This is a genomic window from Frankia sp. R43, from assembly GCF_001306465.1.
Taxonomy (GTDB): Bacteria; Actinomycetota; Actinomycetes; order Frankiales; family Frankiaceae; genus Parafrankia; species Parafrankia irregularis.
Genome location: NZ_LFCW01000014.1, coordinates 100,439 through 117,797, shown reverse-complemented (window position 1 = coordinate 117,797; position 17,359 = coordinate 100,439). Strand labels below are relative to the sequence as shown.

The window sequence follows — 17,359 nt, the reverse complement described above, 5'->3', positions numbered from 1 at the left end:
ACGCGGATGCGCTCAGAAGCTGCATTCTACGTCGGATCGGCAGCATCCTCTACGGGGGTACCTCGCGTGTCACCACACCGAGGTGATATCAGTCGGCGACCACCGGAAGGCTGACGCTGATGTTGCATAGCTCCACCGGGCCCGTGAGTAGTGTACTCGTGCCGGTAAACATATCCTGATTGGGTGCCGCCATCAAGAACAGGCTCTGCCCGGCCGGAATGTCGACTGCGACGCTAGGCAGCTCAAGATCTTGCACCTCCCCGGTCACCACACGGCGTTCCCGTAGTGGAAGCATGTTGTTCTGCACGATCTTCGCATCCAAAACCGATGTGCCCACTGCTAGAGCATAGAACGCGAAGGAGTCTGGGATCATCGTGGTGACTGACGCATGAACAGTCGATCGTCCCGCGATCGTCAACGGGCCGTCCGCGATCTTTACCACCTGGGCGCTTCCTCCAAGTTGCGTGCCCAGACCCGCTGACACGGGCATTGTGACGCTGGGCGTGATAGACTTGACGGTCTGGCAGCGGCCCGCCGCCGTAGCGAGATGAATCTTGCCGAAGCCGGACAAGCCCGTGTCGACGCCCTTCAGCTCCTGAAACATGAATCTGACCACCAGCTTGCCGTAGCCGTCGCTACCGAGCATCGCGCTGCAAGGATCCCCCGTTACGCCGATTCCCATCGGTCGCACAGCCGGCATCGCGTGTCCGCCATTAAACCCGATAAAGATGCTGTTGCGCCTGGCTTTGTCGGTGAGCGCTTTGTCCCACACCTGTAGACCTTGCTGGAGGGGAAAAAGGTTGTCTGTGACTCCGGAGCCGATCATCATTGGCACGTCGATCTGCAATCCGTGCTGCACTTGCCAGGCGGCACCGCTGCGTGCAGCATACTCCTGCATGTCAATCGTGCCGGGAATGGACCCGTCGGGCCATTTACCCGTCGTGCTGCCCAGGAGAAACGACGCACCAGCGGCCGGCTCCATGTTGATCCCACCGAGCACCCCGAGCAGGGTTGCCCACCGGGTGCGTACGAGCCCGGTGGGCGCCAGACTTTCATTGAGGTCGTACCAGGTGCTGTCCGGTGCCATCGCATCGATGACGGTCGAGCCTGTGGCACGGATCTGCTCGAAAGCCGCGAGAAACTGGTAGCTGCCGCCGTAGCTTCCTCCGATGGTCCCCACACGCGGGTCGCTTGGCCCGTCCAGCTGAACCCAAGGCAACGCTGAGACGGCGAGCAGGAGGCGCTGCAGGTCCTGCCCCTCGAAGTCCGGATCCTGAAGGTGCGCGGAACCGCCGCTCTCGCCGTGCCCCCGCTGGTCGAAGCTGATCACACCGATGCCTTCGTCGAGGTAGTCAGTGAAATAGGCCGGATCCTTGACGCGCGCGCCTCCCCATCCATGACTCTGGAGCACGACCGGCACAGGGTGGGCGGCATCCGCACCCGCTGGCTGGAACGCCGTGTAGCAGATGCGAACCGGTGTGCTACTGACCCGCTCCGGCACGCTACTTAAGCACTCATTCGTGATGCTCGGTGAATCATCGCCGGATACGGCGACAGCCAAACCTTTACCTCCGAACAGAAAGGAGGTGGACAGTCCGACCAGGATGATCCCAGCGCACAGATTCTTCCACGTTGATTTCATGGGGAGAGGTTACTGCGAAGTTCACAATAAGGCAATCAGCTGCGCCGAGATATGAACTACGGCGACGCTGCGGGGCAAGTCGGCATAGGATCGGCTGACCCCTGCTGCCATCATGGTCACGTCACGGCCATTGCTTCAGTGGGTGGCAGTTTGGATGCGCGGGTGGCGGGGTGAAGGCCGGCGATGACGAGGGTGGCGTCGAGGCCAAGTGCCCTGTGGCCCAGGACGGGATAACGGTGGGCCAATCTTGAATGTTCGCGTACAGGGTGGTGACGGCGATTCCGAGAAACAGCCCACCGGTGCCGCCGATAGCCGGCAGCAGGAGCGCTTCCGTGAGGAACTCGCTGCGGATGTGGGATCGGGTGGCGCACAGGGAGCAGCGCAGCCCGATCTCACCGCGACGTTCGAGGACGGAGATGACGACGGTGTTGGCGACGCCGATCCCGCCAACCAGGAGTGCCACGGACCCGAGTCCAAGAATTAGGGCGTTGAGGGCCGTGTCGGCGGGGTTCTGTGCGGGCGGCTCTGACTCACTTTCGGTGATTACTCTGTGTTAGACGAGCAGGATGCGGTGACCGAGGAAGGGTGAGCCTGCACGGCCGTGCAGCTGACGCATATCCGTTTGGATTTGGTGTTCACGCTTTCAGCGCCGTCGTTGTGGTGGGGCAGGGTGAGGGCGGCATCGGCGGCCGCGCGCTCGATGTCGAGTCCGCAGGTGAAGAAGTGCAGGTGAGGCAGGTCGGCGGCACGAGCCGTGGTGATCCACTCATCGAGTCGGTCGGCGTTGCCGTCAGCGGGGGCGGAGGAGGCCGGCGAAGCCGCGGACGGATCCAGCGCCAGACCGCGATCACGCCGGAGCCCTGGCCCAGCGTGCCGACCGGGCCGCACCGGCGGAATCTGGGGCACAGGGTACAGGTTCATTCTGGAAAGGAGCCGACCGGTAGCCGTAGCGTTGACGCACCGTCGGCATGTTTGATCACGTGACGATTCGAATAGAGTTCGGTCGCAGTGAGCGGGTTCTTTTCTGTGCCGGGATTGCGCGCGTACTGAGGGAAAGATCCGCCGGCAACGATCAGCCGCAGACGATGCCCTCGCGCGAATATATGCGCGGTGTCGTTTAGGTAGAGATCGAAAGGAAACTCGCCGCGCTGGGCACGCCAGTACCCCTCGCACACCCCGCGCGAACGCCCGCTTGGGTCGACGTCGCTCAGCCGCACGAAAAGGTCCGCATCGGGACGATCTGAACGGTGCGCAAGCGTAACGACCGGAGCACCGAGCACAACCAGCTCGGTGTTGAATGGGCTTGTGTCATAGACCAGCACATCAGGCCGGCCGACGTATGCGGAGTCGTTGCGGTATCCGCCCTTGCTGATGAGATTTCCGCCGATGGTCGGGGTCGGATCCGCTGGGTCATAGACGAACTCCGATGCGGTGGCATCGCTACCCGGTGGATGTCTTTCAAGGCGCGCGCCCGGGTGCAGGTGCCAGATTCTTCTTTCTACGTGGGGTGGCCACTCCGGCAGCTCGATCCACCTCCTCAATGGCGGCACCTGCACTCTCACGGACGCTCCGCGCGCTCCGCTGTCACCCAAGTATTCTTCCAGCCAATGGAGGCTTTCTCGTACGATTGTGCCGCCACCGCGGAGAAGGATATCGGCATGCACCCATGCGCCAACCGTCAGCGCCACGTCGACGCCACGTGCATGCAGACGTCGATACTGTTCCATGGACTGTGACAGGAAAATGTCCTGCCACCCGGCAATCACCAGGGTGGGCACCATCGACGTCTCGAGTGCGGCAGCGTGCCGCATCGGAGCCCAGTATTCTTCGTCGATATCGTCGCGGTTCATCCGCTCAAGCACCCACGGACGATCATTTTCGAATAGAGGCTGGGCGGCGGACAGCACAGGAACCGACTTGATGACCTCATCGACCGCCCTTCGGAACTCCCTTTGCACCTTCAAGTTGCGGAAAGGGTTCCTGCTTACGGGTGGCCCGCCAACTTGTCCGCTCCATCCAATCAAGTCGGTGCGAAACGAACCAGACCCCCACGTGTACTCGGCGAAGTCGTGCGGTCCCATGACAACGACGGCGGCCGCGAGGTCATGCGGTGGGTCTGCCATGAGCGCCCACTGAGCGTAGCCGTGGTACGAGCCGCCAGCTGCGGCGAAGCGGCCAGGGTACCAGCACTGGCTGCGCATCCACGCGACGATGTCCTGACCGTCTTGCGCGTCAGTGCGCATGGGGTCGAGTTCGCCACCTGAATCGGCGGTGCCCCTCGTGGACGCGAAAACGACCGTATACCCCTGCCCCGCGAACGCTCGCGCAGAGCTCACTGTGAATATGAACCCACGACCGTACGGACCCACGATCAAAATCACGCCCCTGGACGACGCGAGCGGCTCATAGACATCAGCACCCAGAGTCACACCGTCGCGCATCGGAATGCGCACGGGCCATACGCGCCAGGGTGCCGGTTTCGGTATGCCGGTGCGGCGCGCGTGCCACCGATTCCACAGCGGAAGAGTAGGCTTCGACATTCGTTCACCTGCCATCGTGCGCCCTACCGCCGGGATGGACTCTATTGCGGATCCGACCGGCCATGATCCTCACGCCGCTTCCACTGCGTCATCACTCGGTGCCGGGTAATGGATCCCGAGTGCAAGATAGTCGACGGAGACGGCTACGGCCCCCGCTTGGACCCGGACCTCTTGCACGGCGGCCTCGGCATCATGTAGGCCGAGTTTTTCGGAAATGAACGCCCCTCCCAGGCACGAGACGAGCGACGGACCTCCGCCGCCGGCGACAGTTTGACACACGTAAGCGTGTGGGACAATTCCGCCGACTTCTATCATTTCTTTGCACCACCCATCCTCGGGAGGATGTACTCAAGCCTCCCCGGCCACGAACCAAGCACATGCATGATTAATGAGGTTCCGTCACTTTCCGGTTGATTTGCCACCTCCACCGCGCAGCATTTCATCCGTTCAAAGCTCATATTCCGCACGTCTCATTTCGTCTCAGATCCCATCAAAAATCCGTTCAAGAACTCGCCTGCATCCGGCGTCATCACGACACCGACCACCGCCGATGAGGCGGGTGCGAAGGGCTTGCCTTGACCGATCCGTCCAAACAGCGGGCCCGAGATCTGAGGATGAAAATGATGGCCCCAGCAGTGAGGTCCGTCTGACATGCGCACCACCACACCTCCAACTTCCCCCTCGAAACGCTGCGTCGTCCAAGTATCTAGTGTGCTGAGTCGTTGATACGAACTAAGTCCATGATCAGTCGCCAAATTTGCGACTCAGGACACAACCCCCTGCAGCAGTTCCACCTTCTGTGCGATTGTCAGCGTCACACCACCCCATCCTTCGTGCTGTCGTTCTTCACTACGCGCCCTTCTCCGTTCGAATGCGATGTGACCCGCTCGCGAGCAGGCGGGTAGTTCCGTCGGGCAGGTGCAGGTCCGCCTCCACGCCGTCGGGGACGACGCACTCGATCGTGATGACGCCATCGCTGTGCCGAGTCCATCCGCACTCCACCCGTCCGCGGCGGGTTTCCACCTGTCCGCGTGCCCAGTCGAGTCCGGGCCCAGGGATCGGCGCTAGGTGCAGACGTGCGTACCCAGGCTGGGCGGGACGGATGCCGGCGACGCACTTATACAGCCAGTCGACGACCGCCCCCAGGGCGTAATGGTTGAAACTCGTCATCTCACCCGAATTCACCGTGCCATCAGGTAGCAGCGAATCCCACCGCTCCCAGATGGTGGTCGCCCCCATCGCCACCATATATAGCCAGGACGGCGGCTCCTCCTGCAGCAGTAGCCGATACGCCACCTCGGCATTCCCGGTCTCGGTCAGCGCCCACACCACAAACGGTGTCCCGGCGAATCCGGTCCCGACCCGATATCCGCCCTCCGCGATGAGACAGGCGAGTCTTTCGCCAGCCTCCGCCTTCTGCACGTCATCGAGCAAGCCGAAGTGGATCGCCAGGGCATACACAGCTTGGGCATCCGAGGTGATTCGAGTACCCTCCACGACATACTGCGCCTGGAACGCCGACCTCGTACGCTCTGCGAGTTTCCGCCATCGTCGCTCGTCCGCCTTCAGGTCGAGATGCGCGGCAGCATCTGCTGCGATCAGGGCAGTTCGGTAAAGACACGCTGTGGCGATGACCGAAGGGTCGGCCGTCGCGGCGAGTGGCTGTTCCGGAGGCGCGGTGGGATCCAGCCAGTCGCCGAACTGGAATCCCGTATCCCAGACCCCCGTGTCGGATAGACGCGGCAGGATCGATTCGAGGTGCAGAACCATCGCAGGATAATGTGCGGCGAGGCGTTCCAAGTCGCCGAACGCTTGCCACAGCGCTTCTGGTACCCAGACAGCCGCGTCGCCCCACACAGCGGTGGGGCCGACGATGTGCGCGTGCGCTCCCAATGCTTCTCTCGGCGCGAACTTCAGGACGTTCGGCACAACAAAAGGCACGTAGCCGGCGACCTCCATCTCCGCGCGCAGGTCTTCCAGCCATCCGTGGAGGAGGTCCGCGCAGTCGAACTGGTAGCATGCAGTCGCCGCGTATACGGCGATATCACCGGTCCAGCCGAGACGCTCATCACGCTGGGGGCAGTCGGTGGGAACGTCGAGGAAATTCCCCTTCTGGCCCCACACCGAGTTCATGACTAGGCGATTAACGCGCGGATCCGAGCACTCGAACGTTCCCGTCCGCCGCATCCGGGAGTGCACCACAATCGCCTCGACGGCCGTGGGATCGAGTTCCCCGGGTAGTCCAGTGAACTCCGCATAGCGGAAGCCGTGGAATGTCAGCGTCGGCTCGAACAGGTCGTCCCCACCAGAGAGGATGTATGTATCGGTGGCACGGGCCCCGCGCAGCGGGCGCGTCGCCAATTCGCCGTTCTCGAGGACCTCGGCATGGCGGACAGTAATCGTCGTTCCGCGCGGACCGGTCACCCGCAGTCTGGTCCAGCCGACGAGGTTCTGCCCAAAATCAATCAGCGTGCCACCAGATGGTGAAGTCCAAATCCGTCGGGGTGGAATCACCTCCTGACGCTCGATCGGCGGTTTGATCTGCGGAACCAGCACTGCGCGGTCGATGGGCAGTGCCTCCACTTCCAGCCGCCGGGGTTGCGCAGACGCGTCGATCCGCACGCCGTCGTAGATACTGTTGTCGGAAATGGCTGCGGTGCGGGCGGTCCATGTGGTGTCGGTGCTGACCCGCTGGGTACGCCCGCTGGCGTACGTGATCTCGATCTCTCCAATGAACCCAATGCGGCCGCCATAATCCAGGCCCAGACCTTCGAAGCCCAGCTTGCCGCGCCACCATCCGTTACCGACGAGGATCTGGAGCTGAGCGCCGTCTCGTATCAGCGCGGTGACATCGTGCTGTTCAACTGGCAGACGTCGGTCGTATGCGCTCCAACCCGGCGCGAGGACCCCACCGACTGGCTGTCCGTCGATGCGTGCTTCGAACACGCCGTGGGCCGTGCCACGCAGCGTGGCCGCACGCACCTGGTCGTGGTCCAGGGCGATGAGGGTGTGCAGAGTGAAAGCGCCCGGCGCGTCTACGGCGGTTATGAGCTCAGCGTCAGCCAGCAAGGTGTTCTCCTGTCGTGTCATGCCGTGGGCTTCTGCAAGCGTGCGGCGGCGCGCTTCCCGCGCCGCCTAGTCGTTCGGATCCGAGCCCGGTACGGCGCGGTCGGTTGGTCCGCGTCGTCGGCATAGACGGGCGGCCCACACCCGCTTCTCCAAGGTGGTCCCACGCGGTCCAGGCGATGTCACCGATGACCTGTGGGTGCCGCTCCACCAACTCCCAGAGCACGTCGAGGGCTCCGGGGAAGGTCTCGGAACCAACCAGGATATGCTCAGGAAAAAGCTGCGCGTCCAGAGCGTAACGTGCCTCCGAGTAGTTGATGCCGCAGACATCGGCCTGAGAGTGCGTCTCCTCGGTCCTACGCGTGACCAGCTCCGATGCACCAAAGGCGCTCACTCCATCCTTTGACAGGATGACATTGATGTCGAAAGGCTCGTCTGTCGGGCTGGTTCCGAGGAGCACGTCCGTAGCCGCAAGTAGGCCATTGACGGCGTTCGTGACAAGGCGCGAGGCATCGAGTGAGCGCACCTTGTCCGCGATACGACGTCCCCAGGCCGAGCCGAGAGGGCGACCGACCTCGAGGATCTCGTTGCCGATCGAGCACGTGATCACGCACCACTGGCTGTCGTCATGCGCCCCGAGCTCTACCCTGATGACGTTGTCCCGCCCGAAACGCAGGAGGTGATCCAGCGTGAGCAAAAGCGGGCTCGTAAGCAAGGTACGCGCTCGGGAGGTAGCCACTCCCACTTCCGCTCGGACCGGCCGGATCCCGATCCAGATCCAGATCCCGCAATTCGTCGCGCGGCACGCCCCCGACGGCCCGGCGACACGATCATCGCGCTGCGTTAGGACCGCTCCGCGCCGCGATGCACTCACTTGGTCGCGACTCCTGTACCGCGCGAGCGCCAAGGCAGCACCCGCAGTGAAGCCCGCCGCAGATCCTAATCGCAACAAGGCCGATCCTCTGCTCCTCCGAGACTAGCGAGCCGCAAAGCATGACGTGATCAAGATTACATCAAAAATCTTCCAAATGGAAGGGATTCGCGCGGGCGCTTGAAGCCACCGGCGTACGCACCGTGCACGACCGAGATCATCTGCCGCACCCCTCAACCAGGACAGCCTGGGAGAGATCTGCCGACCTCCACCAGCTCGAGAGCCCAGCAGGAAGACCCGCCTCCTTCCGGACTTTGCCGTCCGAGAGATCACGTCGAGCGTTGCAGCCGCCACCCGGGACGGCGAACCGGAGGCGGTGCTGTGCACCGGCGGCCCGGTCCGGACGCTGGTCGACCTGACACTGGCCCCGGAGCACCGTCGCGGTCATGGAGCCTTGTACGACGGGCTGAACAGCGGCCGATGAGAGATCGCCCGGCTGCGACGTGCGCTCGCGGACCTTCCGCTGCCCGCGGCCGCTGACGGACGACTCGTGCTGGCCGTCGATGTCAGCCCATGGCTGCGCTCGGACGCCTCGACCAGCGCGGAGCGGCTGTTCTGCCATGTGCACGGCCGGACGAAGAACCAGTCCCAGCTGATTCCTGGCTGGCCGTACTCGTTCGTCGCGGCCCTCGAGTCCGGCCGGACGTCGTGGACCGCGGTCCTGGACGCAGTTCGCCTCGGCCCCACCGACGACGCCACAGCGGTGACCGCCGACCAGCTCCGGGCGGTCGTGGGCCGTCTGATCGCCGCCGGGCACTGGCACGACGGAGACCCGAACATCCTGATCGTGATGGACGCCGGGTACGACGTGACCCCGGCTCACCCACCGCACCTGCTGGCTCGACCACCCCGGAGACCTACCGATCATCGGAGGGACCCTCATCCGCCTACAGGTCGATCACCTGCCCGGCGACCGCGATCCCAAGCCCGTCTGGCTGTGGTCGTCGGCCACCAACGCCACCGCCGCCGACATCGACCGCGCCTGACAGACGTTCCTGCGCCGGTTCGACCTGGAACACACCTTCCGACTGTTCAAACAGACCCTCGGCTGGACCCGCCCGAAGATCCGAACCCCGCAGGCCGCCGACCGCTGGACCTGGCTAATCATCACCGTCCACACCCAGCTCCGCCTCGCCCGACCCCTGGCCCGCGACCTACACCGCCCCTGGGAGAAACCCGCCCCACCAGGACGACTCACCCCCGCCCGAGTCCGACGAGGATTCCGGAACATCCGCGCGATCACGCCCCTCCCCGCCAGCACACCGAAACCCACCAAGGCTGGCCCCGGCCGCCCTTACCGGCTCACGCAACCGCAGACCCGCACCCCACCACGACGTCGGAAAAACCATCTGACGGGACCTCACCATAACCGCCCACCAACACCGCACAGGTAAAAGATCAAGCTTAATCCATCCCCGTGCTAGCCAGGAGTGCGGGGACCGGCCTGTCGTCCGCTTACCCAACCCAGCGCGGTCGCCGGTGACAAAAGTAACTCGTACGGGCCAACCGTGCCTGCCTGTGCCGCCGTGGGATCAGGGCGGTCGTCCCGCAGAAGGTCGACCAAGCCGCGAACCGGCGGAACAAGGGCCGCGAGGGTGGCCGTTCTTTCTGTCACGACGCCAAGCTGCACCGGGAACAGAACGCCATCGACCGACTGATCAACAAACTGAAGGCCCGGCGAAGAGTCGCGACCCGCCACGACAAGACCTGGAACCGACAGCTTGCGCGAACCGCACCTTGATCATGAACAGATACGCACCCAAACGCACTCCAGGTGCTCTAAGCGCGCCACGGAGTGACGGATGTACCCGACGAACACTGGTTCAGAACCGACCGGTCAGCTCTTGAGGCTCGGGAACTGGTCGTCGCGCCACTCAGTGCTGGCGCTGTCGGCCGGGCATTCGCACAGGTCCTTCTCACGAGCGCGGAGCTCGACCCGGCGGATCTTCCCGGAGATCGTCTTGGGTAGTTCGTAGAACTCGATGCGCCGGACTCGCTGGTAGGGAGCCAGCCGCTCACGTGCGTGCCGCAGGATGGACTCCGCGGTCGCCGCGGTCGGCTCCACCCCGGGCACCAATGCGACATACGCCTTCGGGACGGCCAGGCGGACGGGGTCCGGCGCGGGAACAACCGCCGCCTCGGCCACCGCGGGGTGTTCGATCAGGACCGATTCCAGCTCGAAAGGGCTAATTTTGTAGTCACTGGCCTTGAAGACATCGTCCGTACGACCGATATATGTGATGTATCCATCGACATCGACACTCGCCACATCCCCGGTATGGTAATAACCGCCTGCCATCGCCTCCGCAGTGCGCTCCGGATCGTCCTGATAACCGGTCATCAGTGGCAGGGGACGGGCCGAGAGATCCAGGCAGATCTCACCCTCGCCGGGAGCGACCACCGGCTCCCCGGAGACCGTATCGACCAACACCACGGGCACCCCGGGCAGCGGCCGGCCCATGGAGCCCGGTCGAACAGGCGAGCCGGGTGTGTTACCAACTTGGGCGGTGGTCTCCGTCTGCCCGAAGCCGTCGCGGATCGTCAGCCCCCAGGCTGCGCGAACCCGTTCGATCACCTCAGGGTTGAGCGGCTCGCCTGCGCCGAGCACCTCCCGCAGCGCCGCGGGTCGCTCGGACAGATCCGTGTTGATCAGCATGCGCCAGACGGTCGGGGGCGCACAGAACGTCGACACCTCGTATTCACGGAGGCTATCCAGCAGAGGTCCGGCCTCGAAGCGTCGATAGTTGACGACGAGTATCGTCGCCTCCGCGATCCATGGCGCGAAAAAGCAGGACCAGGCGTGCTTAGCCCAGCCTGGCGACGAGATGTTCAGATGGACGTCACCAGGCCGCAGGCCAATCCAGTAGACGGTCGACAGGTGCCCGACCGGGTAGGAGATCTGTGTATGCCGCACCAGCTTGGGCCGCGACGTCGTGCCCGAGGTGAAATAGAGCAGCAGCGGGTCGTCCGGGGCGGTCCCCGGGTGCGGCGCCGGTACCGTCTCGATGGCCTCGGCCGCCTTGATGTCGAGCCACCCCTGTGCCGCGCCGACGCTGAACCGAGAGTAGCCGCCTGGGACATCGTTGAACTTGCTCGTGTCCTGCGCGTTACAGATGACATGTCGGACGGCGCCCCGAACGGTCCGCTCGATGAGGTCCGAAGGGCCGAGGGCGGTCGTCGTCGGCATGATGACGGCGCCCAGCTTCATCACAGCCAGCATCGACTCCCAGAGTTCGACCTGATTTCCCAGCATGAGCAGCACCGGGTCGCCCCTGCCGACGCCGTGGCCGGCTAGCCAGGCCGCAAGACGGTCCGAGGAGGAAGCCATCTCGTCGAACGAGCGGCGCGTCGAAGAACCGTCCACCTCGACGATAATCAGCGCCGGACGGGAATTTCGGCGTGCAATGACATCGAACCAGTCGACCGCCCAGTTGAATCGTTCCCCGAGCGACGGCCACCGGAATTCCTGTACTGCCCGTCCATGATTCCCCGAAAGCTTCAGTAGTTCGTCTCTACTCTCTCGGTAGACATCGGTCGCCTTCATTGTCGCTCCCATTCTTTTTGCCGAAGTGCAAGTAGTCAGCGCATGAGCGCCGGAGTCGCAGGTGCGAGGATGCGCCTCCCTCGTCTAGAGCGACCCCGCCGGCTGGCACCTTCCCGCGCTTCCCCCGCACTGGGGTAGCACCACCGGTGACGCCCGTGCGTCGCGGGCATGGGGCTAATTGGCGGACGTCATTCACTGGGGGAACCATGGAAGACGCCGCCGCTGTCCGTCTCCATGTATCGATCGAACTCTCCCGGAGCCGACGATCTAACCACCACGATAACGGACATGGGGTGCGACTGTCCGCATCCTCGCCCCGCGCTTCGAAGTCACTACCCGAGAGAGTCTTGTGCGGTCGCGGCCACATCAGCCAACTCATCGTGGGCCTTCTTTTCCTCCGTTTCACCGATGCCCGAGTGCGCCTCAAACCAGTTCACGGTCAACTCGATGATTGCCTTGCTACCGGCGCCACTCAGGCCGATCAGGTGTCCCGTCCAGGGGACTGGAACAGCACTCACAGCGGCACCCATCGCGCGTGCGTGTTGAGCGTATGTCAGTATTCCTTGGCTCGGCACCAGCCAGTCGTTGGGGCCATACACAAGCAATGTCGGCGGCGAGGCTTGGCTAACAAAGTTAGTAGCGGAGACGGCCGCGTATCGCTCGGGGAACTCCTCCGGGGTACCACCCGTATATCTCTGTGCAAAATGTCGAGCCAGGGTTCCGGAGATCGCAAATGGGTTGCCTTCGGCGAAGCCTGGATCTACGGCGGGGATACTCACGGCCACCGCTTTTATCACGGGCATCTCACCCTCATGACCGAAGGATTCTCCTCGCGCGATGCGATTCACCACGAGTGGGGCAAGATTTCCACCGGCAGAACCGCCGGTAACGTAGAAGTGCCGCGAGGAACCGCCGTACTTCTCGCTCATTTTTCTTGCCGTCGCCAGCGCGCACGCAATCTGGCGCGGAGCTAGCTCCCAGGTCGGAAAACTCTCGGTCGCGAGCGTGTAGGTGGGGGCAAACACGAGGAATCCGCGATCCGTGAGATGCCGGGCGAACGCCGTATCGATCGTCTCACTGCCCGCCGTCCAGCCCCCACCATGGATGTGGACGACAACCGGCGCAGCGGCGACAGACGTTCGTGGCATATATACAGCCATACGCGGTGAATGACCGTCGACGGGACCATAGGTGACGATGTCGTCCGGACCATTCTTCGACCAGGAAAGCCGGCCAAAGTAATCCTTCGCTGATGATCGAACACCAAACGATTTCAATTGCCGACGCTGATCGACAATTACCTTGACGCCGGCCGCAGCCGAGAGGACACAGAACGCGATCATGATCAGGGCCACAACAGAGGGGTTCAGCAGCCACGCGCCGATGCCAGCCGCCGCTCCCGCCGAACTCATGACGAGCAGCCACCCCGGAACATAGCCACCAAGTGAACCGACAAGCCCGATCCCCGGAGCCTGCCAGGCAAATGTGCCGACCGCCAACACCATTGAGAGCGCAGCCAGAAGGCCGCTTACCCAGATCACGTTCAAGTCCTCCGCTAGCCTGCTGCGCAGCACTGCCAGCCGCGACTCGTCCATAAAACCACACATCCGGGTGGTTTTCACCCCCGGGCCAAGCCGTGGCCGATCCTCCCGCGCGTCCGCTGGAGCCGCCACAGGCCCGATCGCAGCCGGCGGGGGTGCACAGCGAATCACTGCAGGTTGGGCCTGCCCGGCAGCCCTTCGGTCAGCAGCGAGTGTCCTGGAAGGGCATCCAGCCCGAAGCATCAAGCTCTCTCGATGGCGAGCCACTTTCCGACTTTCGATTGCCAACCCGCCGCCCCAGGACTACTGACGACCAGCCGGTTGGTCGGTCAGTTGCGGCGACAACGGACAGCCTGAGCTGGCATTTCCCGACCTCACCGGGAGCCCCCGAAGCCCACTAACCTGCGAACAGTGAGACCGGCAAACCGCGCACGCCCACTTGGGCGGCGTACACGGCCCCCGCGGCGGGATGCCGCTCGCGATCGGTCTCCGTCTGTGAGGTGGTGATGTAGAGCGTGTCCAGGTTGTCACCGCCGAAGGTGCACGCGGTGACGCGGGGCACCGGAACCCGGAGCACTGCGTCCATGCGGCCCCGCGGATCGAAGCGGCACACCGCCCCACCCCCGCAGAGTGCGACCCAGACTCCGCCATCGGCATCAACGGTGAGTCCGTTCGGTGTACCGTCCGTGGCCGACGCGGCTGCCCACGGTCGGCGGCTACTCAGCCCTGTGTCCGGGTCGTAGTCAAAGACGTCGATGCAGCCGGATGCCGCGTCGATGTGGTAGGCGCGAGAGCCGTCCGGGCTCCAGGCAAGTCCGTTGGAGATGCCGACGGAGGTCAGCGCCACGGTGGCAGAGCCGTCGGTGTCGAGGCGGTAAAGTGCCGCTGCCCCGAGTTCCGAGACGTACGTCAGGGAGCCGCAATAGAAGTTCCCGTTCGGAGCACATGCGCCGTCGTTCATACGTATCCCGGCCTCCACGGACCAGAGCTCCGGCAGCAGGCGCAGCGGCGGAGACCGTCGACCGTCCCGATCCGCGCCGAAAGGGGAGAGGCCCACCGCATCCGACGGGTCCAGAAGCGCGAAACCTCGCTCCATCGCCAGCACGGCTCCGCCGTTGGCTCGCGGGCGCAACGCGGCAACGATCGTGCCGAGGTTCCTGCGCGATACCGCTGCCGTATGAACGTCGAGCGAGAGGACGTCGCCAGCTAGGAGATCAACGAGATGGAGGCCGCCCCAGGCCGGCGCCCATACCGGACTCTCCCCATGGGACGTGACCGAGGCTGTGATCCTTTCTATCTCCATAGCCGCAGGCCTGCCTGACTACCTTTCACAGAATTGCGCCGTTGAGGCAACCGCCGCGGGTTCTTTTCCTCCAGCGCGGGAGATATGGAGATCATTGATTCCGTGCCGCCTTCGCCGCGGCGGCTCGGTACCGGTCAAGAACCTTGGGCGGGGCCGGCGCGGCCGTGTGTGTGACGGCCTCGATCTCCTCCCAACAGGGCCGGTGGCCCGCGAGCACCGTGGCGGCCTGGCGGGCGGCGCCGATGGCGACGTACTCCCCCGGCCTGGGGGTTGTCACGTCGATCCCGAGTACCTCCGGCGCGATCTCGCGAACGGCCAGGGAGCGGGCGCCGCCGCCGACCAGGGTCACCCGTTCGACAGCCACGTCCTGTGCGCGCAGGACTTCCACACAGCCCGCCAGATGACCGAGCAGGCCCTCGACAGCGGCGCGGGCGAGGTTCTCCGGCGTCATCGAGGCCAGGGTCAGCCCGTGCAGGCTCCCGGTCGCCGTCGGCAGGTTCGGGGTGCGCTCCCCCGCCAGGTACGGAACGAGGACCAAGCCGTCGGCGCCAGGCCGGGCGGCAAGAGCGAGATGGTCGAATCCGTCATGGTCGACGCCGAGTAGCCGGCGAGTGGCATCGAGCACGCGGCTGCCGTTGAGGGTGCAGGCGAGCGGGAGGTGGTGGCCGGTGGCGTCGGCGAACCCGGCGATGCCACCAGAGGCGTCCGCCGTGCTCGCCGTGGAGACGGCGGCGACCACGCCGGAGGTGCCCAGCGACATCAGGCAGTCCCCGGGCCGCAGGTCCAGGCCGAGCGCCGCACCGGCGTTGTCCCCGCAACCTGGGCCCAGCAACAGATGGCCGAGACCCAACGCGGGGTCGCCACGCCCGACCGCGTCCCAGGGCCGCGCAACCGCGGGCAGGACGATCCGGTCCGCATCGGTGTGACGGTGGCGCAGTGCGAGCGCGAGCAGATCACGTCGATAGCGGCCGCCGGGCGGATCGTATGAGCCAGTTCCCGATGCGTCGTAGTAGCCGGTTCCCGAGGCGTCGGAGCGGTCGGTCCGCAGTGAGGCGAGCGCGTGGGCCCCGGACAGCCTCCAGGTCAGCCAGTCGTGGGGCAGCGCGACAGCGGCGATCCGGGCCGCGGCGGCGGGCTCGTGGTCGGCGAGCCAGCGCAGCTTCGTCACGGTGAACGACGCGACCGGCACAGACCCGACCGCGGCGGCCCAGGCCTGGGCGCCCCTGGCCTGGTCGCCGTTCCCGAGGTCGGTGACCAGGTCACGGGCGGCCCGCGCCGACCGGGTGTCGTTCCACAACAGCGCCGGCCGGATCACCTGCCCGGCGCTGTCCAGGCAGATCAGCCCGTGCTGTTGGGCAGCGACCGACAGGGCCGCCACATCCGCGAGGCCACCGGCCCGCTCCACGGCAATCAGCAGTGCGGTCCACCAGGCCTCGGGATCGACCTCCGTCCCGTCGGGATGCGGCGCCGTCCCGGATCTGACGACGCGGCCGGATTCGGCGTCGCAGACGACGACCTTGCACGTCTGGGTGGACGAGTCGATGCCCGCGACCAGTGTCACAACAACCCGTCCCGCTCAGCCGAGGAGGTGTTCGAGGGCGAGCTGTTGGAGGTGGACGAACCCGAGATCACGCTCGGCAGCCTTATCCGGGTCGAAGTTGTCGACGGCACCGGTGGCTCCGCTGGCGAGCAGGTCCGCGGCGGTCTCCGCCGGTGCGAGCGTCGGCTCGGCCAGTTCCAGCACACCCGAGTACGCGATGGCCTCACGCACCCGCGGATCCGCCCGGAAGCGGGCCGCCTTCTCGGCGAGCATCAGGTAGGTCGACATGCAGGCAGCGGCCGACGCCCACACTCCGTCCAGGTGCTCGGTACGGGACGGCTTGTAGTCGAAGTGCCGCGGCCCGGTGTAATGGGGGCCATCCGGGTAGCCGGGGAAGCCGTTCTCGATCAGATCGACGGTGAAGAACGCCGACAGCAGGTCACCGTGCCCGAAAGCGAGGTCCTGGTCGTACTTCAGCCCGCGTTGGCCGTTCAGGTCGAGGTGGAACAGCTTGCCGCTCCACAGCGCCTGGCCGAGCGCGTGCGTGTAGTTCAGGTTCGCCATCTGCTCGTGCCCGGTCTCCGGGTTGAGCCCGACGATGTCGCGGTGGTCGAGTTCCGCGATGAGCGCGAGCGCATGCCCCACCGTCGGCAGCAGAATGTCGCCGCGGGGCTCGTTCGGCTTCGGCTCCAACGCAATCCGCAGGTCATAGCCCTGCGAGCGGATGTAGCCGGCGACGGTGTCGATGCCCTCCTTGTAGCGTTCCATCGCCGCGTAGATGTCCTTGGAGCCGTCGTACTCGGCGCCCTCCCGGCCGCCCCACATCACGAACGTCGTCGCGCCCACCCGCGCCGCCAGGTCGACCGCGCGCAGCACCTTGCGCAGCCCGAACCTGCGCACTGACCGGTCATTGGCTGTCAGCCCACCGTCCTTGAACACCGGGTGGGTGAAGGTGTTGGTGGTCACCATCTCGATCACCAGCCCGGCGTCGTCCGCCGCCGCCTTCAGCCTTCCCACCCGCGCGTCCCGTGTCGTCTCATCCGCGTCGAAGGGGAACACGTCGTTGTCGTGGAAGGTGATCCCCCACGCCCCCAGCTCGGCGAGCCGGCCCGCGTACTCCCACGGGTCGAGCGGCGGACGGGTCGCCGCGCCGAACGGATCCGCGCCGGTCCAGCCGACCGTCCACAGGCCGAAGGAGAACCTGTCCTCACGCGTCGGCTGCCGCACCATCTCACACCTCTCGCCATTGCCG

General features: G+C 65.1%; 9 protein-coding genes and 3 pseudogenes. 1 reads left to right on the top strand and 11 read right to left on the bottom strand.

What is annotated here, in order from left to right; all coding sequences use genetic code 11:
• Positions 1–88: 88 nt before the first annotated feature.
• The 6 genes and pseudogenes from ACG83_RS39210 to ACG83_RS39190 form a co-directional block, all read right to left on the bottom strand.
• On the bottom strand, positions 89–1,642 hold the full coding sequence (locus ACG83_RS39210) for a S9 family peptidase (protein WP_063793359.1): 1,554 nt from the start codon (positions 1,640–1,642) through the stop codon (positions 89–91).
• Positions 1,643–1,758: 116 nt separating this feature from the next.
• Positions 1,759–2,129: pseudogene (locus ACG83_RS39205) on the bottom strand (ABC transporter permease); the annotation flags it as partial.
• 66 nt (positions 2,130–2,195) lie between these two features.
• Positions 2,196–2,440 (bottom strand): annotated as a pseudogene (locus tag ACG83_RS47390) (ISL3 family transposase); the annotation flags it as partial.
• Between the two features lie 119 nt (positions 2,441–2,559).
• Positions 2,560–4,083: a CocE/NonD family hydrolase gene (locus ACG83_RS43390; RefSeq protein WP_235498480.1), complete on the bottom strand. Its 1,524-nt coding sequence runs from the start codon at positions 4,081–4,083 to the stop codon at positions 2,560–2,562.
• A 948-nt stretch (positions 4,084–5,031) separates the two neighbouring features.
• A complete protein-coding gene (locus ACG83_RS39195; RefSeq protein WP_054571326.1) occupies positions 5,032–7,272 on the bottom strand; it encodes an alpha-L-rhamnosidase in 2,241 nt (746 codons plus the stop codon).
• Positions 7,241–7,945, bottom strand: coding sequence for a hypothetical protein (locus ACG83_RS39190; protein WP_152991647.1), 705 nt, complete (start codon positions 7,943–7,945; stop codon positions 7,241–7,243). The genes ACG83_RS39195 and ACG83_RS39190 overlap by 32 nt, the downstream gene beginning before the upstream one ends.
• A 544-nt stretch (positions 7,946–8,489) precedes the next feature.
• On the opposite strand from ACG83_RS39190, the pseudogene ACG83_RS47385 reads away from it, so the two are divergent.
• A pseudogene (locus tag ACG83_RS47385) lies at positions 8,490–9,532 on the top strand (transposase); the annotation flags it as partial.
• 484 nt (positions 9,533–10,016) lie between these two features.
• Here ACG83_RS47385 and ACG83_RS39180 read toward each other — a convergent pair.
• The 5 genes from ACG83_RS39180 to xylA form a co-directional block, all read right to left on the bottom strand.
• On the bottom strand, positions 10,017–11,723 hold the full coding sequence (locus tag ACG83_RS39180; RefSeq protein WP_054571324.1) for an AMP-binding protein: 1,707 nt from the start codon (positions 11,721–11,723) through the stop codon (positions 10,017–10,019).
• Between the two features lie 332 nt (positions 11,724–12,055).
• Positions 12,056–13,345, bottom strand: a complete 1,290-nt coding sequence (locus tag ACG83_RS43380; protein WP_200931461.1) for an alpha/beta hydrolase — start codon at positions 13,343–13,345, stop codon at positions 12,056–12,058.
• A 316-nt stretch (positions 13,346–13,661) separates the two neighbouring features.
• Positions 13,662–14,567 (bottom strand): SMP-30/gluconolactonase/LRE family protein, encoded by a 906-nt coding sequence (locus ACG83_RS39170; RefSeq protein ID WP_054571322.1) that lies wholly within the window; start codon positions 14,565–14,567, stop codon positions 13,662–13,664.
• A gap of 91 nt (positions 14,568–14,658) precedes the next feature.
• Positions 14,659–16,128 (bottom strand): xylulokinase, encoded by a 1,470-nt coding sequence (locus ACG83_RS39165; RefSeq protein WP_054571321.1) that lies wholly within the window; start codon positions 16,126–16,128, stop codon positions 14,659–14,661.
• 15 nt (positions 16,129–16,143) lie between these two features.
• Complete coding sequence (gene xylA, locus ACG83_RS39160; protein WP_054571320.1) at positions 16,144–17,337, bottom strand: xylose isomerase; 1,194 nt, start codon at positions 17,335–17,337, stop codon at positions 16,144–16,146.
• Positions 17,338–17,359: the final 22 nt, after the last annotated feature.